Origin of the sequence: Undibacterium sp. Ji49W (assembly GCF_049340205.1) — a bacterium.
Taxonomy (GTDB): domain Bacteria; phylum Pseudomonadota; class Gammaproteobacteria; order Burkholderiales; family Burkholderiaceae_D; genus Undibacterium.
This window is the reverse complement of record NZ_JBMPOW010000003.1, coordinates 1-23,257: the sequence shown is the minus strand read 5'-3', so window position 1 is coordinate 23,257 and position 23,257 is coordinate 1. Positions and strand designations below refer to the sequence as shown.

At 51.5% G+C, this 23,257-nt stretch carries 23 protein-coding genes; 10 read left to right on the top strand and 13 right to left on the bottom strand.

Annotated elements, in window-relative coordinates; translation table 11 throughout:
- The first annotated feature begins 109 nt into the window (after nucleotides 1-109).
- On the top strand, nucleotides 110-424 hold the full coding sequence (locus tag ACO0LK_RS04240; RefSeq protein WP_422972512.1) for a hypothetical protein: 315 nt from the start codon (nucleotides 110-112) through the stop codon (nucleotides 422-424).
- A 175-nt stretch (nucleotides 425-599) separates the two neighbouring features.
- Nucleotides 600-968 carry a hypothetical protein gene (locus tag ACO0LK_RS04235; RefSeq protein WP_422972510.1) on the top strand — a complete coding sequence of 123 codons (369 nt, stop codon included), beginning with the start codon at nucleotides 600-602 and terminating at the stop codon, nucleotides 966-968.
- Between the two features lie 143 nt (nucleotides 969-1,111).
- On the opposite strand, the gene ACO0LK_RS04230 is transcribed toward ACO0LK_RS04235, so the two are convergent.
- Nucleotides 1,112-2,395 (bottom strand): DEAD/DEAH box helicase, encoded by a 1,284-nt coding sequence (locus ACO0LK_RS04230; protein ID WP_422972508.1) that lies wholly within the window; start codon nucleotides 2,393-2,395, stop codon nucleotides 1,112-1,114.
- A gap of 197 nt (nucleotides 2,396-2,592) precedes the next feature.
- On the opposite strand from ACO0LK_RS04230, the gene ACO0LK_RS04225 reads away from it, so the two are divergent.
- Complete coding sequence (locus ACO0LK_RS04225) at nucleotides 2,593-3,120, top strand: GNAT family N-acetyltransferase (RefSeq protein WP_422972506.1); 528 nt, start codon at nucleotides 2,593-2,595, stop codon at nucleotides 3,118-3,120.
- A 25-nt stretch (nucleotides 3,121-3,145) separates the two neighbouring features.
- Entirely contained in the window at nucleotides 3,146-3,565 is a 420-nt protein-coding gene (locus ACO0LK_RS04220; protein ID WP_422972504.1) for a VOC family protein, read from the top strand.
- A gap of 172 nt (nucleotides 3,566-3,737) precedes the next feature.
- Here ACO0LK_RS04220 and ACO0LK_RS04215 read toward each other — a convergent pair whose 3' ends face one another.
- The 4 genes from ACO0LK_RS04215 to ACO0LK_RS04200 form a co-directional block, all read right to left on the bottom strand.
- Nucleotides 3,738-5,450 carry a methyl-accepting chemotaxis protein gene (locus ACO0LK_RS04215; RefSeq protein ID WP_422972502.1) on the bottom strand — a complete coding sequence of 571 codons (1,713 nt, stop codon included), beginning with the start codon at nucleotides 5,448-5,450 and terminating at the stop codon, nucleotides 3,738-3,740.
- A gap of 238 nt (nucleotides 5,451-5,688) precedes the next feature.
- Complete coding sequence (locus ACO0LK_RS04210) at nucleotides 5,689-5,892, bottom strand: cold-shock protein (RefSeq protein WP_007878889.1); 204 nt, start codon at nucleotides 5,890-5,892, stop codon at nucleotides 5,689-5,691.
- A gap of 275 nt (nucleotides 5,893-6,167) precedes the next feature.
- Nucleotides 6,168-6,953, bottom strand: a complete 786-nt coding sequence (locus ACO0LK_RS04205; protein WP_422972499.1) for an enoyl-CoA hydratase/isomerase family protein — start codon at nucleotides 6,951-6,953, stop codon at nucleotides 6,168-6,170.
- 70 nt (nucleotides 6,954-7,023) lie between these two features.
- A complete protein-coding gene (locus ACO0LK_RS04200; protein ID WP_422972497.1) occupies nucleotides 7,024-7,503 on the bottom strand; it encodes a thioesterase family protein in 480 nt (159 codons plus the stop codon).
- Between the two features lie 212 nt (nucleotides 7,504-7,715).
- On the opposite strand from ACO0LK_RS04200, the gene ACO0LK_RS04195 reads away from it, so the two are divergent.
- The 3 genes from ACO0LK_RS04195 (at nucleotide 7,716) to ACO0LK_RS04185 (ending at nucleotide 12,632) form a co-directional block, all read left to right on the top strand.
- The gene (locus ACO0LK_RS04195; protein WP_422972495.1) at nucleotides 7,716-8,918 is read left to right on the top strand and encodes an acetyl-CoA C-acetyltransferase; all 1,203 of its coding nucleotides are present in this window, start codon (nucleotides 7,716-7,718) and stop codon (nucleotides 8,916-8,918) included.
- Between the two features lie 22 nt (nucleotides 8,919-8,940).
- Nucleotides 8,941-11,073, top strand: a complete 2,133-nt coding sequence (locus ACO0LK_RS04190) for a 3-hydroxyacyl-CoA dehydrogenase NAD-binding domain-containing protein (RefSeq protein WP_422972493.1) — start codon at nucleotides 8,941-8,943, stop codon at nucleotides 11,071-11,073.
- A gap of 161 nt (nucleotides 11,074-11,234) precedes the next feature.
- Entirely contained in the window at nucleotides 11,235-12,632 is a 1,398-nt protein-coding gene (locus tag ACO0LK_RS04185; RefSeq protein WP_422972491.1) for an MBL fold metallo-hydrolase RNA specificity domain-containing protein, read from the top strand.
- A gap of 55 nt (nucleotides 12,633-12,687) precedes the next feature.
- Here ACO0LK_RS04185 and ACO0LK_RS04180 read toward each other — a convergent pair whose 3' ends face one another.
- Nucleotides 12,688-12,993: a 2Fe-2S iron-sulfur cluster-binding protein gene (locus ACO0LK_RS04180; RefSeq protein WP_422972489.1), complete on the bottom strand. Its 306-nt coding sequence runs from the start codon at nucleotides 12,991-12,993 to the stop codon at nucleotides 12,688-12,690.
- A gap of 125 nt (nucleotides 12,994-13,118) precedes the next feature.
- On the opposite strand from ACO0LK_RS04180, the gene ACO0LK_RS04175 reads away from it, so the two are divergent.
- Complete coding sequence (locus ACO0LK_RS04175; RefSeq protein ID WP_422972487.1) at nucleotides 13,119-13,457, top strand: hypothetical protein; 339 nt, start codon at nucleotides 13,119-13,121, stop codon at nucleotides 13,455-13,457.
- Nucleotides 13,458-13,597: 140 nt separating this feature from the next.
- Here ACO0LK_RS04175 and ACO0LK_RS04170 read toward each other — a convergent pair whose 3' ends face one another.
- The 4 genes from ACO0LK_RS04170 to ACO0LK_RS04155 all read right to left on the bottom strand — a co-directional run bounded on the left by ACO0LK_RS04170 (nucleotide 13,598) and on the right by ACO0LK_RS04155 (nucleotide 16,352).
- Nucleotides 13,598-13,894: an SCP2 sterol-binding domain-containing protein gene (locus tag ACO0LK_RS04170; protein ID WP_422972485.1), complete on the bottom strand. Its 297-nt coding sequence runs from the start codon at nucleotides 13,892-13,894 to the stop codon at nucleotides 13,598-13,600.
- Between the two features lie 70 nt (nucleotides 13,895-13,964).
- Nucleotides 13,965-14,618 (bottom strand): class I SAM-dependent methyltransferase, encoded by a 654-nt coding sequence (locus ACO0LK_RS04165; RefSeq protein WP_422972483.1) that lies wholly within the window; start codon nucleotides 14,616-14,618, stop codon nucleotides 13,965-13,967.
- On the bottom strand, nucleotides 14,611-15,414 hold the full coding sequence (locus tag ACO0LK_RS04160; protein WP_422972481.1) for an HAD family hydrolase: 804 nt from the start codon (nucleotides 15,412-15,414) through the stop codon (nucleotides 14,611-14,613). The genes ACO0LK_RS04165 and ACO0LK_RS04160 overlap by 8 nt, the downstream gene beginning before the upstream one ends.
- Nucleotides 15,411-16,352 carry a CysB family HTH-type transcriptional regulator gene (locus tag ACO0LK_RS04155; protein WP_422972479.1) on the bottom strand — a complete coding sequence of 314 codons (942 nt, stop codon included), beginning with the start codon at nucleotides 16,350-16,352 and terminating at the stop codon, nucleotides 15,411-15,413. Before ACO0LK_RS04155 ends, ACO0LK_RS04160 begins: the two co-directional genes overlap by 4 nt.
- 323 nt (nucleotides 16,353-16,675) lie before the next feature.
- Between ACO0LK_RS04155 and ACO0LK_RS04150 the strand changes: the two genes are divergently transcribed.
- Nucleotides 16,676-18,892, top strand: a complete 2,217-nt coding sequence (locus ACO0LK_RS04150; protein WP_422972477.1) for a patatin-like phospholipase family protein — start codon at nucleotides 16,676-16,678, stop codon at nucleotides 18,890-18,892.
- 15 nt (nucleotides 18,893-18,907) lie between these two features.
- On the opposite strand, the gene ACO0LK_RS04145 is transcribed toward ACO0LK_RS04150, so the two are convergent.
- Both ACO0LK_RS04145 and ACO0LK_RS04140 read right to left on the bottom strand, forming a co-directional pair.
- Entirely contained in the window at nucleotides 18,908-20,074 is a 1,167-nt protein-coding gene (locus ACO0LK_RS04145) for an ABC transporter substrate-binding protein (RefSeq protein ID WP_422972475.1), read from the bottom strand.
- Between the two features lie 62 nt (nucleotides 20,075-20,136).
- The gene (locus ACO0LK_RS04140) at nucleotides 20,137-21,123 is read right to left on the bottom strand and encodes a fumarylacetoacetate hydrolase family protein (protein ID WP_422972473.1); all 987 of its coding nucleotides are present in this window, start codon (nucleotides 21,121-21,123) and stop codon (nucleotides 20,137-20,139) included.
- 242 nt (nucleotides 21,124-21,365) lie between these two features.
- Between ACO0LK_RS04140 and ACO0LK_RS04135 the strand changes: the two genes are divergently transcribed.
- Nucleotides 21,366-23,093 (top strand): methyl-accepting chemotaxis protein, encoded by a 1,728-nt coding sequence (locus tag ACO0LK_RS04135; protein WP_422972471.1) that lies wholly within the window; start codon nucleotides 21,366-21,368, stop codon nucleotides 23,091-23,093.
- Nucleotides 23,094-23,165: 72 nt separating this feature from the next.
- Here the strand turns inward: ACO0LK_RS04135 and ACO0LK_RS04130 are convergent.
- On the bottom strand, nucleotides 23,166-23,257 hold a 92-nt coding region (locus ACO0LK_RS04130; RefSeq protein ID WP_422973026.1), incomplete at its 5' end, for an IS3 family transposase.

The following is a 23,257-nucleotide window of genomic DNA, read 5'->3' as shown; positions in this document are numbered from 1 at the left end:
AGTAAAGACAAAGATCAGCACGCCGGAAGTAAATGGAAAAGATGGAGAAATAAGCGAAATAAAGACACAAAAGAGACCATGAATCATTTAGGCCAGATGGGAATTGTAGATGACAAAAAAATTTAATGAACTGTTTGACGAGGTTATTTCGCTATGGCCAGAAACTCTAGACACGTCTGAGAAAAAGCACCACAAAAATGGTGGGGCGAATATCCCTATTTTGACATCAACGCATGAGAAAATAGAACGCAAAATATTTGCCCTTGATCAAAATGATTTGCTCATTCAAGTTGACTGGGCGATTTATACTGTCTTGCATCAATTAGCGAGAAACCAGGACAGCATCGTACCAAAAGATATTGATCGCGAAGCTGTGTGTGCTATTTTTGAGAGGAATGTTTTACTGTTGCCAGCAAGCCTGTGAAAATCTGTATAAATTCTTCCGGAAAGTTTGACAGCCAATTCTTTGAACTCGGTCGTATAAGCTTTTTTGGTATCCTGTTCATCATTTATCTTTCCAAAGTTAGGTTTATTTTACGCCGCCTTTGGGGAGCTAAATTTCAGGAGAAATTCAGGTTAAAATGAATTGGGAGTTTTTGATGGAATCGAATTCGTTAGACACACGTAAAATTAAAATCGAAATGATTTTACCTAACTGGACAGGACACTTTCCTAATGATTGTCCTGATTTAGACCTAGGTGGCTATTTCGATGATCGTCGGGAACATGGGTTAGGGTTGGCTGTATGGTTTGATCTACCTGTTACCGCAAATATAAATACAGCGATTATTGAATTTTTGACGCCAATTTTAGGAAATGCGGAACTACTCCAAAGTTTTTCCCCTGTGTTACATATAATAATCTACAACTATGCATACACATGCAACATTGATATTAAATGCGTAGGGTTACTTGCAAAATTTGGACTCGAATTGAATATAAATATTTATCCGACCCAAAAGGACTGATGGGCTCATGCGCCCTCCAGATCCGAGCTCAGTCAGGTCAAGACTCAGAAAAATTATTGATCGATGCCGGTGGAGGCGTAGGTCAAACGTACCATTTTGTGAACTATAAATCATGAACGTGATTTATATCATAAACCCAGACCTTAGCCAGGTTGCCCGTTTTTGGCAGCCTGCTCACGCAGCTTGTCTTTCTTGCTTTTACGCTTGCCCTTGATACCACCTGTCGGTGCATCGGTGCTGGTTTCGGATTCTGCCTTGTCTAATGTGATTACCGCAGGTTCAAAACCGGCGATGGTTTCGCGGGGTATGCGTTTGTCCTGGCGTTTTTCTATCAGACGGAAATGCATTTCATGCTCGGCCAAGATAAAACTGATCGCCACGCCACTCGCGCCAGCGCGGCCCGTGCGGCCTATGCGGTGGAGGTAATCATCCGCCGAGCGTGGCAAATCATAATTAATAACCGCAGGCAAACCGGCAATATCGATACCACGGGCTGCCAGGTCAGTGGCAACCAGTACCTGTATGCGGTTTGCCTTGAAGTCTGTCAGCATGTGCTGGCGCGCGCCCTGACTGGCATCGCCGTTAAATGCCTCGGCCTTGATACCTGCTTTTTTCAATTTATTGCTGACTGTGTCACTCGCATATTTGGTGGCGACAAAGACCAGCACGCGTTCCCATTGCTGATCTTTGATCAGATGAACCAGCAGGCGGGTGCGCTTGTCACCATCAACTGCTATCGTCCTTTGTGCGATATCAGGCAAGTTTTCAGCCAGGTCGGCAATCGCAATGCGCCTGGGTTCATGCAGCAATGCCAGTGCCAGTTTTTTGACTGCCGGTGAGAACGTGGCTGAGAAAAACAGGTTCTGTCGTTTAGCAGGTAACTGCTCAAGGATACGTTTGATTTCATCGGCAAAGCCCAGGTCCAGCAGGCGGTCTGCTTCATCCAGCACCAGTGTGGTCACGTCTTTTAAAGACAGGGCATTGTTATCCAGCAAATCCAGCAAGCGCCCCGGCGTGCTGATGACGATATCTGCCCCACCCCGCAAATGCATCATCTGCGGGTTGATAGAGGCACCGCCATAAATCACGGCTACCTTCAACTTGTTTGGCAAATGTGCTGCCAAAGCCTCGATAGTTTGGCCTACCTGCCCGGATAATTCACGGGTAGGTACCAGCACCAGGACGTTGACTTTACGTGCCTTATTGCTGTCTTTATTGCTTTCTTCTGCCTCTTGCTGCATACGCTGTAATAACGGCAGAGCAAAGGCAGCCGTTTTACCCGAGCCAGTTTGTGCCAGTGCCATGACATCCTCGCCAGCCAATACTGCCGGAATAGCCTCAGTCTGCACCGCAGTCGGTGTCTCATACTGGCGTGCGGCAACCGCTTGCAAAAGTTCCGGGATCAGGCCTAAGGATTCAAAAGTCATGGGTAAATTGGAGAAGGAAAAAAAGAAATTCTGTATAGCGCGTTACACTCGAACTCATTTCATAAAAAATAATGAGTTTATAAGTGTCATCATGCGGGGATGTCACCCCGTCAATGCGCATTGTAGTGCAAAACTGTCCCGTATCTGTAGAACCTGCCTTTACAATAGATGTGCTTACCCAATATGGAGTCAGTGTTTTGACAACAATTACTTTCATCCGGGCAGATATTGTCCAGCACAAAGATGTGCTACTCGCCATGAATCTTGAATACATGAGCTGGGTAGCGGCACACATCCAGCAGGATTTTGGCATTGCCACTGAAGATTTACTTGGCATGCCGCTTGCAGATTATGTCGCTGGTGCGCTGGACAAAATCTGTGGCGCAGATACACTGAATGGCATGTTTTATCTGCTGGAGGCAGATGGCCAGATTGCTGCCATGGGTGGCAGGCGCGAGATACAGGCAGGCGTGGCCGAGATCAAGCGCCTGTTTGTGCTGCCAGCTTTTCGTGGACTGCACCTGGGCGATGCTCTTTTGCAACGCCTGCTCAGCGATGTAGGCAGTCAGGGCTATGAATGTGTCCGTCTGGACAGCGCCCCTTTTATGCATGCAGCCCACAGGCTTTACGAAGCTGCCGGTTTTAAGGATTGCCAGCCGTATGAAGGTGCAGAAGTACCAGCAGTACTGCACCCACGCTGGCGGTTTATGGAATTGATACTGTAAGCAGAACCCACCTTGAGGAAACCCCATGCAAATCCAGACCATCCTGGCCTTTGGCGGCCATAGCGAAGCAGCAATACAGTTTTATCAGGCAGCCATTGGCGCAGAGGTACAAGTCATGTTGCGCTGGAAAGACAGCCCCGACCCGGCCATGCGCACCTTCTCATCCGATCCGGAAAAAATCATGCATGCCTCGTTTCGCATAGGTGACACCATACTGATGGCAACTGACGGCATTGAAACCCTGGCCCAGCCTGACATCAAAGGCATCACGCTGAACCTGGAAGCCAGGGATGACAGCGAAGCCCGGCAATTGTTCGCTGCACTAAGCAATGGCGGCAACGTGCAGATGCCCTTGACCAAAACCTTCTGGACCTCGCTGTCCGGCATGCTTACAGACCGCTTTGGTGTGTCGTGGATGGTGAATGTTGCGCAGCCTGCATCATAGTTGGTTTGATATGCCAGGCAATACCAGGCAATAACAGGCAATACCAAGGAACACCATAGCGCCTTTGCAACGCATATCTAATCGATAAGCAAAAATATCTGGCGAGCGCACCGGCACTCACCAGATATTTGCAAAAAAACGCGTAAATTAAAGGTTCAATTTACAGGCTCAATTAAAACTCTTCCCAATCATCTTGCGCCGCAGACGGGGCTTTTTTGATCGTCTTTTCTGGCTTACTTGCCGGCAGTGATTTGACTGCCGGGCGCTTGGCCAGTGGATTTTCTTTTACGACTGCCCGAGCTGGGGCGATCGCTGCTGGTTTGGCAGCGGCGGCATTGTCATTGGCATCCAGCTTGAAAATACTGACCGCATGATTAAGGTTGCTGGCCTGGTCGCGCATGCTGCTGGCGGCTGCGGCGGCCTGTTCCACCAGGGCGGCATTTTGCTGCGTGGCTTCATCCATCTTGGTGATGGCCTGGCTGACTTGGTTAATGCCGTCTCTTTGTTCGGCGCTGGCAGAGGTAATTTCAGCCATGATGTCGGCCACGTTTTTAATGGATACGACAATCTCGTCCATGGTTTTGCCTGCATCATCTACCAGGCGGGAACCGATTTCCACCTTGTCGACAGAGTTGCTGATCAGTTCCTTGATTTCTTTCGCGGCATTGGCAGAGCGTTGTGCCAGGTTACGCACCTCAGTTGCCACCACGGCAAAACCACGTCCCTGCTCACCCGCACGTGCTGCTTCGACGGCGGCATTCAGGGCCAGGATATTGGTCTGGAAGGCGATGCCATCAATGACGCCGATGATGTCGACAATTTTCTTCGAGCTTTCCTTGATCGACGACATGGTGTGGACCACATCCCCCACCACCTGCCCGCCCTTGCTGGCGACTTCTGATGCGTTGGATGCCAGGGTATTGGCCTGACGTGCATTGTCGGCATTTTGCTGGACGGTGGAAGTCAGTTCTTCCATCGAAGAAGCGGTTTCCTCGAGGCTGGCTGCCTGTTGTTCAGTGCGGCTGGACAAGTCCATATTGCCGGTAGCGATTTCTTCTGAAGAGACAGCGATAGAGCCACTTGATTGACGCACCATCATCACCGTCTGCATCAGGCTTTGGCGCATGTTTTCCAATGCGGATACAAGCTGCCCCATTTCATCACGAGAAGAAGGTTTCAATTGCTGTGTCAGATCGCCATTACCGATGGCTTCAAACTGGGAAATCGCTTGCTTGAGCGGATGAGAAATAGCTGCCAGCAAGAAATAAGCCGACACAAATACAGCAACCAGTCCACCGACCACACCAATGGCATCGACCCAGACAAAGGTGTTGAATGCCTGCTCGCTTTCTTTCAATGATTCGGCTGCGCCAGTGAACTGATAATCACTCAGTTTGGCAATCTTGTCCGAATAGGCGCTGTAGGCCGGCGGGACAATTTTCATGTTCAGATTGTCTGCCTCATCCTTGTTGCCGGCCTTGATGGCATTCAGCATGGGTGCATGGGCATCCTTGATGTATTTATCTCTTAAGGCAGAGACTTCGTCCGAGATTTTCTTTTCTTCAGCATCTTGCGGCAACGAGAGGTATTTCTTCCAATAGACATCTGACTGGCTCAGAAATTCCTCCGATTTTTTGATCGTTTCAGCTGTATCAGAGGCCTCAGGGTGGGCAATGGCGCGGTCAAGAGAGGTGCGTGCACGCAGGATAAGGACCCGGGATTGACCTAAAGCTTCAACCGAAGGCAGTTGATTAGTGAATATTTCCTTGATGACGGCGTTGCTGCTCCTGACGCCATAAACCCCCATCAAACCACCTATGACCAGCATGACTGCCATGAAGGCCATTGCACCTATCAGTCTTAATCTGATTGTCAGATTGAACATTGTGACTTCTCCCTTTTTTACTTCCAGATTCAGTTGAGCACAAGAATACAAAGATTCTCATTTCGAATGTTGATAAGGGACAACTTTAGCGCATACATCGCTGTTCGAGTATAAATAAGTTTACAACTTGTGCGCGACTTTTTTGTGCGTGGACAAAACTTTTGCAAAATTTGACGAAAAAAAAATCCCCGACGAATCGGGGATCTTTTATCGCAAAACTAAACTAACATTTCAGCAATTAGATTGCCTGGATGTTGGAAGCTTGCTTGCCTTTAGGGCCTGTAGTTACTTCGAAAGAAACGCGTTGGTTTTCTTTCAAAGATTTGAAGCCGTTAGATTGGATAGCGGAGAAATGAGCAAACAGATCTTCACCGCCTTCATCTGGAGTGATGAAGCCGAAACCTTTTGAATCATTGAACCATTTAACAATACCTGTTGCCATTACAATTTCCTATTTCAGTTAATGTGGGCATATGCCCGATAGATCGTTTCAACCAAGTAAGAAATGACAGACTGATACTGCACTACCACTTTGAATCTCAACGACCGAATGATTATACGCAGAATTTCATGAAAAAGTAAAATAAAACACGTAGTCATGACGGAAACTTCAATTTTTTATGCTGCGCCACAGAAAATCAGTGGTTTTAAGCACAGTTTTCTGCTTTGACCTTGGCTTTCACGGCCTGCACTTCCAACTACCTCTCAAATTGCTGCTTAATTTAGCTTGCTGCCAAAATGTGCCGCACGCTTACCCAAAAATGCAGAAACGCCTTCGGCAAAGTCTGGGGTCATGGTCACCGAGGCAAATGCTTCAATTTCATCCGTGACCTGCTGTTCCAGCGAGGTTGATTCTGACTGGTAAATCAGGCGCTTCATACGGGCATAGGTTTCATGTGGGCCACGCAATAGACGCAGCGCCAGTTTTTCTGTCACGTCTTTCAATTGTTCAGGTGGCACCACCAGATTGATGAGCCCAAATGCCAGCGCTTCATCGGCATCAAAATTTTCTGAAAACAGCAACCATTCAAGCGCTTTGCGGTTGCCCACCAGCCGTGGCAAAAACCAGGTGTTACCCACATCGGGGCTGGCACCGATTTTTGCATAGGCCATATTGAAACGCGTACCCTTGGCAGCCACCACCAGGTCAGCCGCGTTCATGGTTCCCATGCTGCCACCAGCGATGGCGCCATGAACGGAAGCAATCACGATGGCTGGTAATTTGTGCAGTCGCAAAATGGCCTGATTCAATTCAGCACCAATTTCGCGTATGGTTTCTGGCGAAGCCGGATCGCCAGGGCGAAAACTGGAAATATCGCCCCCTGCCCCAAACACCTTGCCTTCGGCACGGATAATGACGACGCGTATACTGTGGTCGTCTGCCAGATCTTCCGTCAGCCGGTTCAGGCTGCGTATCTCGCTGACGCCCATCACATTCATGCTATCCGGATTGTCGAATATCATGGTCGCCAATCCATTGGCTTTTTCCAGACGTATGCTCATGTCAACCTCCACTGGTGTTTTATATTCTGGCTGCTCCTTTCATCGTAGTAAGAATGTCGCAGAAAGGCAATCAGGCGCGACCATGTAGCATGAAGGCTGCGGCACCAGTAGCGATGCGCTCGCCTTTTTCGTTGCGTAAATCCATCAATACATTGGCGACGCGCTTACCCAGACGGGTGACTTCGGCTGTGGCAACAAAGCGTTTGCCGCGCCCCGGTTGCAGATAATCGATGCGCAGGTCTATGGTACTCATCTTGCCAAATTCCCTGATTTGCGCGGGCACATCATCCTGCGGGCTTAATTGCGCCATTTTCAGCAGGATGGCAAAGCCTGCCACGCTGTCCAGCACAGAAGCAATCACACCGCCATGCAACATGCCCTGGGCAAAGTTGCCCAGCAATTGCTCACGCATGTCTATGCCCAGTTGCGGCGCATCGGGATCGAAACTGTCAAGCTTCATGCCCAGCAAATGACAAAATGGGATTTTTTCTTCAATGACAATTTTCAGCATGTCTTGAAATTCAGGCTTAGCCAGAATGTTTTGCGTCATGGTTATCCAGTCCTGTGAGATTTTCTTGAACGGCGTACTACGAATCAATGCACCGCACTGAGCTTACAAGCTGATAAAAATTGCCGTGCGGCATCAATTCCATCTTCATAGTCTTAAAATTAATTTAATCAAGCATTTGATTTAATAATTGTATCATCCTACACTTCATGCCAAGAAAAACCGGACACGTCCCACCTACAACGGAGAATGAAATGACTGAAGCCTATCTTTTTGATGCCCCGCGTACCCCACGCGGCAAAGGAAAAAAGGATGGTTCGCTGCACAGCGTCAAACCCGTATCCCTGTTATCCGGACTGATGCAGGACATGCAGCAGCGTCTGGCGCTGGACACGGCACTGATCGACGATGTGGTGCTTGGCTGCGTAACACCCATCGGTGACCAGGGTGCGGATATTGCCAAGACCGCCGCCCTGGCTGCGGGCTGGGATTGGCAGGTGGCCGGCGTGCAGCTAAACCGCTTTTGCGCGTCGGGCCTGGAAGCAGTTAACCTGGCTGCACAAAAAGTACGTTCTGGTTGGGAAGACCTGGTGGTCGCAGGTGGTGTCGAATCCATGTCGCGCGTGCCTATGGGCTCGGATGGCGGCGCCTTGGCGGCAGACCCGCAGACCAGCCTGCAAACCGATTTTTTGCCGCAAGGCATAGGGGCCGACCTGATCGCCACGCTAGAGGGCTTCAGTCGTGATGATGTGGATGCCTTTGCCTTGCGCTCGCAACAAAAAGCCGCAACTGCCAGAGCAGCAGGACGCTTCACATCGCTGCGTCCGGTGCGTGACCTGAATGGCCTGGTGATTCTGGCGGAAGATGAATTCATCAAACCGCAATCCAGCATGGCCGCACTGGCAGCACTGAAACCTTCTTTCGAGATGCCGGGCAAGATGGGGTTTGACAGCGTGGCCATACGCAAATATCCGCAAGTTCAACGCATACAGCATGTACACACGGCGGGCAATTCTTCCGGCATCGTCGATGGTGCAGCACTGGCACTGATAGGCAGTGAGAGCATGGGTAAACGCCTGGGTCTGCCACCACGTGCACGCATAGTAGCCACAGCTGTCACTGGCACTGACCCGACCATCATGCTGACGGGCCCCGGCCCTGCCACCTTAAAAGCACTGACCAAAGCTGGCCTGCGCATAGAAGATATCGATTTGTTCGAAGTCAATGAAGCCTTTGCCGCCGTCGTCATGAAGTTCATGAAAGATCTGCATGTGCCGGAAGAAAAGGTTAATGTGAATGGCGGTTCGATCGCCCTGGGCCACCCTCTGGGAGCAACTGGTTGTATGTTGCTGGGGAATCTGATCGATGAACTGGAGGCACGTCGCTTGAAGCGCGGACTCATCACGCTATGTGTTGGCGGCGGCATGGGCATTGCCACCATCATAGAACGCCTCTAACCATCCTGAAAAAGCAACCATCATGATCAATTACAGCAAAGATGCGAATCAGATCGTCACGCTCTGGATCGACATGGCTGATCTGTCAGTCAACACCATGAATGCCGCCTTCCGGGCATCACTGGCGTCCGCAGTAACACGGCTGGAAGAAGAAAAAGAACAGATCACGGGCGTTATCATCAGTTCTGGCAAGGACAGTTTCTTTGCCGGTGGCGATTTGCGTGAACTCATCCGCATACAAGATGCGGCATCCTGTTTTGCCATGCTTGAACAAAACCATGCCGTACTGCGCCGCCTTGAAAAACTGGGCAAGCCTGTGGTAGCGGCCATCAATGGCAGTGCGCTGGGCGGAGGCCTTGAACTGGCACTGGCCTGCCATTACCGCATTGCGCTGGACAATCCCAAGGCAAAAATCGGCTTCCCTGAAGTGACACTGGGCTTGCTGCCCGGTGCTGGCGGGGTCGTGCGCAGCGTGCGTATGCTGGGCTTGCAGGCAGCCATGCCATATCTGCTGGAAGGCAAACAGGTTTCCCCGGCAGGTGCGCTGAAGGCCGGTTTTGTACATGCTCTCGCCAGCAGCCAGGCAGACATGCTGCAACAGGCACATGCATGGATACTGGCCAACCCGCAAACCCAACAAATCTGGGATGGCCCCGCTTATAAAATACCGGGCGGCACACCCAACTCCCCTGCACTAGTGCCCATGATCATGGTGGCCCCGGCCATGTTGCGCGAAAAAACCCGTGGCAATTATCCTGCGCCAGAAGCCATACTTGCTGCCATGGTGGAAGGTGCACAAGTCGACATGGAGAATGCACTGAAAATAGAGGCACGTTACTTCACCCACCTGGTGACCGGCCAGGTTTCCAGGAATATGATAGGCACTCTGTTCTTTCAGATGCAGGACATCGCCAGCGGCAAAAGCCGTCCGCCAGATATACCCAAAGCAAAAATCAAGCGACTGGGCATCATTGGTGCCGGCATGATGGGTGCAGGCATTGCCTCTGTCAGTGCGGCACGTGGCATACAGGTGGTGCTGAAAGACCAGACGGCCGACAAGGCGCAGCAAGGCAAGGCAGCTATCGCCGACAAACTTGGCAAGAAAGTCAGCCAGGGCGGCTTATCCGCAGAGCAGGCCCAAGCACAACTCGGACGCATACAGACTACTGATCAGGCCAGTCAATTTGCTGGCTGCGAACTGATCATCGAAGCCGTCTTTGAAAACCGCGAACTGAAGGCCAGCGTCAGCAGCGAAGCAGAAACCTGGCTGACCAACAGCGGCGTCCTGGCAAGCAACACCTCTACCCTGCCTATCTCAGGTCTGGCCACGGCGATACGCCACCCAGAGCGGTTTATCGGCCTGCATTTCTTTTCACCGGTTGAGAAAATGCAACTGGTCGAAATCATCAAAGGCAAGCAGACCAATGCCGCAACGCTGGCGCTGGCCTATGATTACGCGCTACAGATCGGCAAGACACCCATTGTTGTGAATGATGCCCGGGGCTTTTTCACCAGCCGTGTGTTTGCCAGTTTTGTCAACGAAGGTCTGAGCATGCTGGCAGAAGGCCTGCCTGCTGCACTGATAGAAAATGCTGCCCTGTCTGTCGGCATGCCAGTGGGGCCACTGGCGGTACAGGATGAAGTTTCGCTGAGCCTGTCGCGCCATGTCGCGCAGCAAACCAGGGCCGACATGGAAGCCGAGGGCAAGGTCTGGCAAGCACCGGCATCTTCCGCCATCATTGACATCATGCTGGATCAGCATCAGCGTGCCGGCAAGGCTGCCGGTATCGGCTTCTATGAATATCCCACTGATGGCAGCAAAAAATACCTGTGGCCAGAACTGGGAGCGCTGTTTGGCAAGCCACAAATCAAGTTACCTTACGCCGATCTGCAAGACCGCTTCCTGTACCGGCAAGCCCTGGAAACCCTGCACTGTCTGGATGAAGGCGTGCTGGAATCAAGCCGGGATGCCAATATCGGTTCTATCTTCGGCATCGGCTTCCCTGCCTGGACCGGTGGTGCCGTGCAATTCATCAATCATGTCGGGCCAGCACAGTTCGCCGTCAGGGCGGCCGAATTGCAGGCAAGATATGGCGCCGGTTTTTCGTTGCCCCCCAATTACCTGCAATATGCGCAGGACAGTCGCCAGTATTGAGTTAGCGCAACAAATCCTGATGTCAGCCTGTTACTCTTTGATCCACAAAAATCAGATTCTTTGTCTACGTTGCAAAGCAATCCCAAACCTCAACGCCTCGGATGCTGACAGGGCGCTACAGAGAGACGTAACCAAACATAATCTCAACGCGGAGGTGTATTTTGCTCAAACTGCATTTTTTAGGAGCAGCAAACACGGTAACCGGCTCGCGCTATCTGCTGACATCTGAACATAGCAATATCATGGTCGACTGCGGATTATTCCAGGGCTACAAGCAGTTACGCTTGCGCAATTGGGAAGATCCACCATTCGATCCAGCAAAAATCGACGCCATACTCCTCACGCACGCTCATCTCGATCATTCCGGCTATCTGCCGGTCGTCGTCAAACGCGGCTTTCGGGGGAAAATTTACTGCACCAAGGCGACCTTTGCGCTGTGTAAATTGTTGTTGCGCGACTCAGCCCATTTATTTGAAGAAGAAGCCGCCTACCTGAATCGCCATCACTTATCCAAACATCAGCAAGCGCTGCCACTTTATGACAGCGATGATGTCAGCGAGGCCCTGAAACATTTTCATATGGTCGATGACCATACGCGCATCAGGATTGCCGATGAAGTACATGCAAGATGGATACCGAATGGTCACATACTCGGTTCTTGCAGTATTGCGCTTCAAATGGATCACAGCACCCTGCTGTTTTCCGGCGACGTGGGCAGACCGCGCGATTACATCATGAAAGCACCGGAATTTCCGGAAAAAACCGACTACCTGATCGTTGAATCAACCTACGGTGACCGCCTGCATGCCAGCAATGCGCCGGAAGATGCATTGCGCGATGTCATCAACAGCACCGTGCAACATGGAGGATCAATCCTCATCCCCTCTTTCGCCGTCGGACGGGCGCAGACACTGCTGTACTTGCTATATCAGTTGCGCAAGAAAAAACAGATCGCCGATTTTCCGATTTACCTTGACAGCCCCATGTCAGAAAGTGCGACCAGCATTTATAGCCAGCATGCTGATGGTTTGAAATTATCCGTCAAAGATATCGAAGGCATGATCGCCATGACGACTTATGCGCGCACGCCAGAAGAGTCGCAGCGTATCAATAGTGAACGCTGGCCTAAAGTCGTTATTTCTGCCAGCGGCATGGCAACGGGAGGACGTGTATTGCATCATATGAAATACATGGCACCGGATGATCGCAACGCCATTGTGTTCTGCGGCCATCAGGCCGGGGGCACGCGTGGGGAAAGCATGATCAATGGCGCTGCCACCGTGCGCATACATGGTCAGGATGTGAGGATACGCGCCAAAGTCGTGCAAATCGACGGACTATCCGCCCACGCTGACTATGAAGAGATGTTGGGTTGGCTACAGCACCTGAAGCAGCCCCCGCTGCGCACGTTCATTACCCACGGTGAACCGGCAGCGGCTGATCATTTGCGGCAAAAGATAGAGCGGGAACTCAAATGGCAATGTGAAGTGCCAGAGCACCTGTCCGCTTACCAGATTGAAGGTAAAACACTGACATCGCTGAAAGCACAAATCTTGTAAGCATTATTGTAAGCATTAGCCAGAACTCATTTCATCAATAGGGATGGGATGAGTTCTAATCAAAAATAGTCACTGCGGCTGGCACATCCAGGGTCACATCACTACGCGCCTGGGCAACGCAGGGTAATATCCATCCGTCCTGCTTTTCTTCCAGGCTCAGCCCTGGCCATTCGACGCGATAGGCGATCTCACCAGACAGCATCTGACACAAACAGGTACGGCAAGTACCATTGCGGCAAGAATTGGGCAGGCGCACGCCTGCCAGCAGCGCGGCTTCCAGCAGACTGGTTTCTTCATCGGTTTCACATGTCCAGGCATGCGGCTGCAAGCTCAGCGTCCATGCATTCTTGGTCGACGTCATATTTGTCGTTTTCCACCTTGTTTTTGAGTCTGAATTTTACTAGATTGAAAGTCCGCCCGACCACCTTGCATGATGCCAAGCATACATCAGGGGACTGGCGCACAAAGTCATACCAGGAGCAAACCATGATGACAGCCAGTGCTATCCGCAAACCCGTTCAACAAGATATTTACTCAGAAAGGCGTAATTTACGTGCACCTGATTTTACCCTGGTGCAATTAGATCCCAGAGATGTCATAGAAGGAGTCATGATACAGGAAGGCTATCAATCCGAAGATGCACCTTCGGCAGGCAGTATGCGTGAGCATTGCCCCCATTGCAGCGGGGTGCAACTGCAATTGATATTGCGTTACAAATTCGTCAAGCGTTCGCATTTACTCTGCACCAGTTGCACTCGCTGCTACGACGCCCTGTATCCAGATGGCACATCAGCATTGGCACCAGGAGCAATGTCTTTGGTGTGAACAAAGATCGAAATTCTACGGGATAAAATTGAAAACGGCATTTCCCATCGCTCTCGCCAATGTGAAATGCCGCTTTAATAGTCCAGATCTAGTGCAGATCGTTGAAACTGCTATTCTTACGCAGTCTGCGTCAATAAATCTTAGACCACCGTTTGCAAGCGCATGGCCACACCCATGTCGCCAGATACTTTCAGTTTGCCCATCATGAAACCGTTCATCGGATTCAGTTGTCCGGTCAGCAACGCAGCCAGGTTTTCCAGTGAAATACTGATGGTGCAGGCGGCTTCCTGGTTTTCATTGCTGACGGTATTCGGTGTCGCTACGGCATCAACAAAAACCACGCCTTCGCTACCGCAATCAAATTTCAGCGTCGCATTCAAACCGCTGTTATCACCAACTTTAGCGCGTATCGCTTCTGTGCATGCTTGCAAGTCCATGAATTACTCCTGAAAAATTTAAACGACTTGCAATGTAGCACAGCTGATCTTGGAGGAACAATACTAGAACTCATTTCAAAATACAGGTCAGCATCCAGTAATAGGTATTTCTGAAGATGCGGATATCCCGCACGGCAGGGCCAAATTTCTTGCGCAGGGCACTATCTGTCGGGAAATTCTTGAGAATTTCCACACGGCTACCATCTTCCTGCTTGCGCAGCTGGAAAGTATTTCCTTCCAGATCGGTACGGGCGATGACGGTACTACTGCCTTCGACATAATTATTGTCGATCAGCACCAGTGTTGTGCCCTTGCCTGCTACTTTGCTCAAATGGGCCAGCAAGCCAGTCTGCGCTTCCCGTTTGACATGCGACCAGAAAAATCCGGCGAAGCAGGCTGAATACTGGTCTGCTGTGGCGGCGGGCAATTCATACAGATCAGCCAGTGCAAATGTCACTTTGCCATCAGGATACGATTTGGCCTGCGCCAGGTCGAGCATGCTTTGGTTGTAATCGGTTGCTGCGACGGATATTGCCTGGGCGGCATAACGTTCGGTCCAGTAGCCGGTTCCGCAAGCCAGTTCCAGCACGCGCTGGTTTTGCAGCACGTCCTGCACACGGGTTTCGATTTCGCGCAGGTCTTGCTGGCGCTCAGGCTTCTGATACACCTTCTCCAGCGTCTGCGCTCTTTGCGCATAGTAATCGCGCATGGTATTTTCACTCATCTTTATCTTTCAACAGAAAATCAATCAGCTCGACAAAACCGGCACCATATTCAGCATTGCAGACATAGCACGGGTGAGCTTCAAACCGGTCCAGGAATTTTCGCACATTCGCGACCCCAACCGACAGGGGGTAATGGGCAAACATGCTGGCATCATTCGCAGAATCGCCAATAAACACATGGGTACGACAGGCTTCTGCATCGTCTACACCATACACTTCATGCAATAAGCGCTGGCTCATGCTCTGCTTGGAAAACGGCAGCACAGAGGCATGCGCATGGATGCTGCTGGTAGTGACATACAGGCCATGTTCATGTATCAGGGCCACAACCTCATTCAATTGCGTCATGGGTATGGCCGGGATGTTTTCGGCGATATCAAAAGCCAGGTCGCCAATGCGTTGCGGCGCATCTGCAGCCGGCAAGATAGCGGGAAAATGGCGGCGCATGACATGGGCAAAGGCTTCCAGTTGCTGCCGATGCTGCTGACGTGTCGCAGCGTCGGCATAATACAGTGCCTGCTGTTGGCCCTGCCCGTCCAGCCAGAAGGCGCTGGCACCATTCTCGGCAATGACGGCATCAAAATCACATAACTTCAATAACGGCAGTGTCCAGTATGTCGGCCTGCCAGTGACTGCTATACGTCTTAAACCTGCCGTTTTGGCCCTGTCCAGCGCATCCAGGCTGGCCACAGTCAGCTTGCCATGCGTGCTCAAGGTGTCATCGATATCGGTCAGGATGCCACGCACCTGGCTGCGTTCTGCCGCTGGCCAGGTATGCAGGGCCTGCATGCTCATAAATCGTAGGTATCCTTGTTACCCTGCATGACATTGTCTATCATTTTACGGTTCAGGGTGGGGTTCAGCAATTCAATAAAGGTATAGATATAACTACGCAGATACGCCCCCTGCTTGATGGCCACACGCGAAATATTCATGCCGAACAGATGGCCGACAGGAATGGCACGCAGATTGCGGTCACGCTCGGCATCAAATGCCATACCGGCAATAATACCCACGCCCATACCCAGTTCCACATAGGTTTTGATGACGTCGGCATCAATCGCTTCCAGCAAAATATCGGGCTTCAGGTTGCGGATATGGAAAGCGTGGTCGATCTTGGTCCGTCCGGCAAAGGCGGAATCATAGGTGATCAGCGAGTAATTGGCAATTTCTTCCAGCGTGACATTTTTCAGTTTCAGCAGGGGATGCTCGACCGGTACCACCACGACATGCTCCCATTGATAGCAAGGCAGGGAAATCAGGCCGTCAAAACCGGCAATGGCTTCGGTGGCAATTGCCAGGTCAGCCTGGTCACGCATGACCATTTCGGCAATTTGCTTGGGATTACCTTGCAACAGCGACAGACGCACCTTAGGGTATTTCTGCATGAAAGCCTGCACCACCTTGGGTAAGGCATATCGGGCCTGGGTATGGGTAGTGGCAATGGTGAAGCTGCCACTGTCTTGCGCAGCAAATTCCTTGCCTATGCGTTTCAGCCCATCGATCTCCTGCATCACCAGTTCAACCGACTTCAGCACCGCCCTGCCCGGCTCGGTCAGGCCGCGAATACGCTTGCCGTGACGGGTAAAGATATCGACCCCCAATTCCTCTTCCAGCTCAATAATTGCCTTGGAAACACCAGGTTGCGAGGTAAACAAGGCCTTGGCTGCCTCAGTCAGATTAAAATTCTGTCTCACAGCTTCACGTACAAAACGCAATTGATGTAGGTTCATAGGTTTTTTGGTAAGGACGATAAAAATCTCGCAGAACCTGTTTGCGATCTGTAGCGAGCGTGCGTCAGCGAGGTTAAAGGTAACAAAAACGCAGCGCAAAAAGCGGAATGTACTCTGGTACATGAGCATTTTGAGCAGCACATGAGCCTCGATCACGTACGCGCAGTAAGATCACAAATAGGTTCTTATGCAATTAAACATAGGTTAACATGATTTAATATGCACCCATTAGTATATAGACCCTGAGCCCAGAATTCCATGTTTCCACACTGTCTGACATGTATAAACCACTTTTACTGCTAATTTTGAGCTTCACAAGTTGCTTGTTGACATCAAATTATGTCCATGCAGAAAGCCTGACCGTACAGCCGCCACAGCCAAGAAATCCCCGCATATGTCTGGCCCTGTCGGGTGGCGGCGCGCGTGGCTTTGCCCATGTTGGTGTGCTGAAGGTGCTGGAAGAATTGCGTATTCCCATCGACTGTATCGCTGGCACCAGCATGGGGGCGGTGGTCGGTGGCCTGTATGCTGCCGGCCTCTCAGCCAGTGAAATCGAAAGCCGCCTGGATGCTCTGAAACTCAATGACATTGCCCTGGACCGTGTAGAAAGACGCCTGCTGCCGCAATCTGTGCGCGAGGAAGATGAACAATATCCGCTGGGGGCAACTCTGGGTCTGAGCGCGAATGGCGTGCGCCTGCCAGCCGGTGTGGTACAGGCATCCCAGTTTCAGGAATTATTGCAGAACTGGACTGCCCATCTGCAACCAGACATCGATTTTGACCGCCTTCCCATCCCCTTCCGTACGGTTGCCACGGATATGGAAACCGGAAAAATGGTGATCTTCAGCAAAGGGCCACTGCACAAAGCCATACGCGCAAGCATGGCCGCACCCGGCGTTTTCGCTCCCATAGAAATTGATGGCCGCCTGTTGTCAGATGGTGGCCTGGTCAGGAACCTGCCCGTGGATATTGCCCGCAAGATGGGGGCCGACATCGTGATTGCCGTCAACATCGGCACACCGCTATTGCCCCGGGATCAATTACTGACACTGTTCAATGTCAGTCAGCAGATGGTCAACATTCTCACTGAGCAGAATGTCGAAGCCCAGAAAGCCTTGCTGAACGCGAATGATATTTTGATAGAACCCAATCTGGGCAATATCAGTTTTATGGATTTTGGCCGGTCCAAAGAAGCCGTGGTCATCGGCGAAAAAATCACACGCGAGCTGGAATCAAGGCTGCAGGCCTATAGTCTGTCACCACAGGTGTATGCAATACGCCACCAGATACGCCTGAACCCGCAATTGCCGAAGATCGATATCCAGTTCGTCGATATTGCCACCAATGGCGCCGTACCTGAAAGCGATATACGACGCCAGTTGAACATACACCTTGGCACCGAGTACAAGGCTGAAGATGTCAACCGCAAACTGTCCATACTCAACAGTGCGCGTGACTTTGACAGCATCAGCCATGATCTGGTGGAACGCGACGGCGAGTACGGAATCCGTGTGAATGCCAACGGTCGCAACTGGGGACCGCATTTCCTGCGCTTTGGACTGGCACTGTCCAGCGGTTTTGAAGGTACGGGCGGCTTCAAACTGCAGGTTGGCCATCGCCGCCCCTGGCTGACTGAAGGTGGGCTGGAATGGCGCAATGATCTGGAGTTTGGCAACAGTCTCAAGCTGCATACCGAACTGCGTCAGCCCCTGTTTGAACGCGAGGGCATGTATCTGTCGCCTTTTGCAGAAGTCGGTCAGAACACCAGGAATCTATATAGCGGCAATACCCGTGTCGCCGAATACAACTTCCGCAGCGACAAGATAGGACTAGATCTGGGCATGCGGCTGGGTGATCAGGGCATACTGGGTGAAGCCAAGCTGGGCCTGAACTTCAACAGTTATCGTGTGCGCCCGAAAATAGGTGGTTTTCTGTATCTGAACCCGGATGGCAGTCTGGGCACAGACCCCCTGCCCAGCGCCGACCTGCATCAATTGGGCGTGAAGGCGGCACTGGTGATTGACCAGCTCAGCGATGCCAGCTTCCCGCGCTATGGATACAAGTTCGACAGCAATGTTTTTTTGGGTACGGACCGGTCACACAATAATTACCAGGAACTGAGCATGAATACGACCTGGGCAAATAGCTGGAACAACCACAGCATCAACCTGAAGCTGAATGGTGCAGGTTTATTCCAGAGTGATACCGAAATACGCGGCATCGGTTCTACCCTGGGTGGTTTCCAGCAATTGTCAGCCTATCAGCCAGATCAGTTCACCGGCAACTACATGCTGTATGGCAGCCTGACGTACTTGCTGCGCGCCGTCAAATTTGACCTCGCGGGGCAAAGCCTGTTCCTTGGCACTTCACTGGAAGTTGGCAATGTCTGGAACAAGCGCAGTGAAATCTCCACTGCCTCACTACGCAAGAGCGCCAGTCTGTTTGCCGGGTTCAACAGCTTCATCGGCCCGATTTATCTGGGCTTTGCGGTCGGTCCGGCGGGTGCCAAGAATGTCTTCTTCCAGATGGGACGGCAATAATAGGACGCAGGCAGCTTAACCACCATAGGCATACACAAACTTGCCCGCCTGGATCTTGCCCATGACGCGTGAGCGCTGGTCCAGGCCCACATGGTCAGTCGGACTCATCGTGATGACACCCTGCGGCACCACCAGCTCTTTGGTATTTTCGAGCGCATTACGCAAAGCCTGCCGGAAAGCTTTGGTACCAGGCTGTGCGACCTTCAATGCGACGGGAATCGCATTCGCCATCAGCATGTAGGCACCCCAGGCATCACCGGCAAACTGGGTTACAGTGCCCGGTCCATAAGCAGTTTCATACTTCTGGGCGAAATCGACAGAGACTTTTCTGACCGGATTTTTTTCCGGTAATTGACGGGCCACCACTGCCGGGCCGGTAGGAAACAGCGTACCTTCGACATCCTTGCCGCCCAGTTTCAAAAATTCCAGGCTGGCGATGCCGTGGGTCTGATAAATCTGTGACTTATAACCACGCTCTATCAGCGTCCTTTGCGGCAACACCGCTGGTGTGCCTGAGCCTGCAATCAACACCGCATCCGGTTTGGCAGACATCATCTTCAATACCTGGCCGGTGACACTGGTATCTGTCCTGGCAAAGCGTTCATTCGCCACGATCTTGATATGGCGCAGTTCAGCCAGTTTGGAAAATTCACGCCACCAGCCTTCACCATAGGCATCGGCAAAACCGATAAAGGCGACGGTCTTGATGCCATGATCCGCCATATGCTGGGTCAGGATGGTCGTCATATGGGTATCGTTTTGCGGCATCTTGAACACCCAGGCTCGCCTGACATCCATAGGTTCAACAATGCTGGCAGAGGCGGCGAGCGTAAGCATAGGCGTCTCGTTTTCTGCCACCACATCCAGCAAGGCCAGGGCGTTCGGTGTGGTATTGGGGCCGATGATGATATCGACTTTTTCTTCCGCGATCAGCTTCCTGACATTCTTGACTGCATTGCCCGGGTCGGTGGCATCATCCAGCAAAATGTATTCGACCTTCTTGCCTGCGATTTCTTTTGGCCACAGCAGGATGGCGTTTTTGGACGAAGAACCGATGGCCGCCGCCGGGCCTGTCGTCGACAGATTGACACCCACCTTGATCTGGGCCGCAGCGGACAGGCTGACCAGGCTTACGGCAGCCAACACGGCAGCACGCAAGGTGCAGGAAAAAACAGGCAACATACACTACTCCACTAAAAAAGAGGGATTGGCATTTTCTGGCTGTCAGGCAGAGGAATAACAGGTCAGCCGTGTTGCTCAACCACGCTTTGTTCTATCGCACCGAAAATCGATTTGCCATTTTTATCCAGCATCTCTATCTTGATGCTATCACCAAACTTCATATACGGCGTAACTGGCTCGCCAACGGCGATCATTTCCAGCGCACGTTTTTCTGCGATGCAGCTATAGCCCTTGGCTGCATCCTTATTGGATACTGTACCCGAACCGACGATGGTGCCGGCACGGGCATTTCTGGTCTTGCACAAATGGGTAATCAGCTGTGGGAAAGAAAACACCATGTCCACGCCTGCATTCGGCTGTCCAACCAGCATATTATTCAGGCTGGAACGCAAGGGCAAATGTACTTTACCGTCTTTCCAGGCATCACCCAGCTCATCCGGCGTCACCGCTACCGGGGAAAAACTGGAAGCTGGCTTGGACTGAAAAAAGCCAAAACCTTTGGCCAGTTCAGCCGGTATCAGATTGCGCAGCGACACATCGTTGACCAGCATCAGCAGGCGTATATGTTCAGCAGCGTTCTGCACCTTGACACCCATGGGTACATCACCGGTGATCACCGCGATTTCACTTTCGAAATCGATACCCCATTCTTCCGACGCCATGACGATATCATCCTGCGGCCCAATAAAATCATCACTGCCACCTTGGTACATCAGCGGGTCATGCCAGAAGCTGTCGGGCATGTCGGCATTTCTGGCCTTGCGTACCAGTTCTACATGATTGACATAGGAAGAGCCATCTGCCCATTGAAAAGCCCGCGGCAACGGCGCCATGCACTTGCTGGCATCAAAATCAAAGCTGTTGGCCGCCCGCCCGGCATTTAGCCTTGCATACAATTCATCCAGCTGGGGAGCCATGAAATTCCAGTCGTCCAGCGCGCGTTGCAAGGTCGGTGCCATACCATCGGCAATACAGGCCGTCTTCAAATCACGGGACACGACCAGCAACTGACCATCGCGGGAACCATCCTTAAGTGTTGCAAGCTTCATAAATCCTCTGTTTTTATCATCATATTCCTGATTTTACATGATCAAAAACCGGAAACTGTCAGGAAACCGACATGCCGTACGACTAATCACACATTTAGCTAGCGCTACAGGCCAATTTTGGTATGCTCGATACGCTATCTTCAGTGCAATTCAATTCCCTACAAGCGGATAAAGCACTGTGAGCAGACGGCAAAATTGCTTTGTAGCTTCCTAACTCATTGTTTTATATAGGAATCACTATCATGAACTTCAGCAATCTCAAGATCAGGGTACGCCTCAGTTTTGGTTTTGGCCTTACCCTGCTGACCATGCTGCTAATGGTCAGTATCAGCGTTGTGCGGCTTAATGAAATTGCTACGCGCAATAAGCAGATACTGGAAAACGATGCCGTTGGCTTCACCAGCGCGCTGGACATTTCTGCCATCATCCAGGAAAACGGTAGCCGCACGCTGGAATTGTTCATCACACCAGATCAAAACGCACGCACTCAGCAATATGGCGCCATCGATGCCAATAAAAAGAAAATCACGTCCTTGCTGGACACCCTCAAGAAGCTGGCACAAACCCCAAAAGAGAAAGATGCCGTTGACAAACTGGTGGCTTCCAATGCAGCGTTCGTCACCGCCTTCAGCAAGACCGGGGACTTGATAGAACTGGATCAAAAAGACGAAGCCGTGGCAATGATGGGCAAGATCACCTTCCCTGCCCTGAAGCAATCGCTGACCGACATCCAGACCCTGAGCGACATCAAAAAATCCGACATGGCAGCGAACGGTGAAGAAATCAAGAACATCATCATGTTCTCGCGCAACCTGATGGTCGTCCTTGGTATCATCGCCCTCATCCTCAGCGCCGCCGTTGCCACCTGGATTGCACGTTCAATTACCGGACCGCTGGATGCAGCCGTCAAAGTTGCAACCCGGGTCGCCAATGGTGACCTGACCGGCAAGATAGAAGTCCGTTCCCGCGATGAAACCGGTCAATTGCTGAGTGCACTGGCCGACATGAACAATAGCCTGGTGATGACCATCAGCCAGGTACATAGCAGTACCGAAATGATCTCTACCGCCTCCAGCGAAATCGCCTCCGGCAATGCCGACCTGTCGGGCCGCACCGAATCACAGGCCAGTTCGCTGGAAGAAACGGCGTCATCGATGGAAGAACTGACATCGACCGTCAAACAAAATGCCGACAATGCCCGTCAAGCCAATCAACTGGCGATATCGGCGTCTGAAGTCGCCACCAAGGGCGGCCATATTGTTGGTCAGGTGGTCAACACCATGGGTTCGATCAAGGATAGTTCGGGCAAGATTGTCGATATTATCGGTGTGATAGACAGCATTGCCTTCCAGACCAATATCCTGGCCCTGAATGCCGCTGTCGAAGCAGCACGTGCCGGTGAACAGGGACGCGGCTTTGCCGTTGTGGCCGCCGAAGTCAGGAACCTGGCACAGCGTAGCGCCAGCGCCGCCAAAGAGATCAAAACCCTGATTGACGATTCTGTAGAAAAGGTCAACCTCGGCAACAAACTGGTCGATGAAGCCGGCATGACCATGGATGAAATTGTGACCTCGATCAAGCATGTGGCCGACATCATGAGTGAAATCACTGCCGCCAGCCAGGAACAAAGTGCGGGCATAGAACAGGTCAACCTCGCCATTTCACACATGGATGAAATGACGACGCAAAACGCCGCGCTGGTGGAACAGGCATCGGCTGCGGCCGAAAGCATGCAGGAACAGGCCGGCGCACTGGCGCAAGCAGTCAGCGTATTTAAGCTGGATGTCGCACAAAAAACTCCTGCACCGGCCGCACTCAGCAAGCCGCTCACTGCCAGCAAAGCGGCCCGCGCGCCGTTAAAGTTAGGCAAGACGCCAGACAAATCTCCAGCATCAGTCAAACCGGCAATGAAGCAATCCGCAGTAGAAAAACCGACCGCTGGTGCAAATACAGATTGGGAAGAATTTTAGAAAAAGTCTGGAACACACAAACAAAAACAGCTCCATGTCTGAAGTGACCCCATTAAGTTGGACGTTAATTATCTAAGTAGCCAAGGACTGATTTCTGTATTGCACAGGACTCAGTCCTTTTAGTTTGACCTTGATCCGGTCGTGATTATAGTAGTGAATATAAT

Excerpts from the sequence above, each read along its gene's own strand:
- ACO0LK_RS04240 (WP_422972512.1), top strand. The coding sequence starts at position 110 with ATGACAAAAAAATTTAATGAACTGTTTGACGAGGTTATTTCGCTATGG.
- ACO0LK_RS04235 (WP_422972510.1), top strand. The coding sequence starts at position 600 with ATGGAATCGAATTCGTTAGACACACGTAAAATTAAAATCGAAATGATT.
- ACO0LK_RS04230 (WP_422972508.1), bottom strand. The coding sequence starts at position 2,395 with ATGACTTTTGAATCCTTAGGCCTGATCCCGGAACTTTTGCAAGCGGTT.
- ACO0LK_RS04220 (WP_422972504.1), top strand. The coding sequence starts at position 3,146 with ATGCAAATCCAGACCATCCTGGCCTTTGGCGGCCATAGCGAAGCAGCA.
- ACO0LK_RS04215 (WP_422972502.1), bottom strand. The coding sequence starts at position 5,450 with ATGTTCAATCTGACAATCAGATTAAGACTGATAGGTGCAATGGCCTTC.
- ACO0LK_RS04210 (WP_007878889.1), bottom strand. The coding sequence starts at position 5,892 with ATGGCAACAGGTATTGTTAAATGGTTCAATGATTCAAAAGGTTTCGGC.
- ACO0LK_RS04205 (WP_422972499.1), bottom strand. The coding sequence starts at position 6,953 with ATGAGCATACGTCTGGAAAAAGCCAATGGATTGGCGACCATGATATTC.
- ACO0LK_RS04200 (WP_422972497.1), bottom strand. The coding sequence starts at position 7,503 with ATGACGCAAAACATTCTGGCTAAGCCTGAATTTCAAGACATGCTGAAA.
- ACO0LK_RS04195 (WP_422972495.1), top strand. The coding sequence starts at position 7,716 with ATGACTGAAGCCTATCTTTTTGATGCCCCGCGTACCCCACGCGGCAAA.
- ACO0LK_RS04190 (WP_422972493.1), top strand. The coding sequence starts at position 8,941 with ATGATCAATTACAGCAAAGATGCGAATCAGATCGTCACGCTCTGGATC.
- ACO0LK_RS04180 (WP_422972489.1), bottom strand. The coding sequence starts at position 12,993 with ATGACGTCGACCAAGAATGCATGGACGCTGAGCTTGCAGCCGCATGCC.
- ACO0LK_RS04175 (WP_422972487.1), top strand. The coding sequence starts at position 13,119 with ATGATGACAGCCAGTGCTATCCGCAAACCCGTTCAACAAGATATTTAC.
- ACO0LK_RS04170 (WP_422972485.1), bottom strand. The coding sequence starts at position 13,894 with ATGGACTTGCAAGCATGCACAGAAGCGATACGCGCTAAAGTTGGTGAT.
- ACO0LK_RS04165 (WP_422972483.1), bottom strand. The coding sequence starts at position 14,618 with ATGAGTGAAAATACCATGCGCGATTACTATGCGCAAAGAGCGCAGACG.
- ACO0LK_RS04160 (WP_422972481.1), bottom strand. The coding sequence starts at position 15,414 with ATGAGCATGCAGGCCCTGCATACCTGGCCAGCGGCAGAACGCAGCCAG.
- ACO0LK_RS04155 (WP_422972479.1), bottom strand. The coding sequence starts at position 16,352 with ATGAACCTACATCAATTGCGTTTTGTACGTGAAGCTGTGAGACAGAAT.
- ACO0LK_RS04145 (WP_422972475.1), bottom strand. The coding sequence starts at position 20,074 with ATGTTGCCTGTTTTTTCCTGCACCTTGCGTGCTGCCGTGTTGGCTGCC.
- ACO0LK_RS04140 (WP_422972473.1), bottom strand. The coding sequence starts at position 21,123 with ATGAAGCTTGCAACACTTAAGGATGGTTCCCGCGATGGTCAGTTGCTG.
- ACO0LK_RS04135 (WP_422972471.1), top strand. The coding sequence starts at position 21,366 with ATGAACTTCAGCAATCTCAAGATCAGGGTACGCCTCAGTTTTGGTTTT.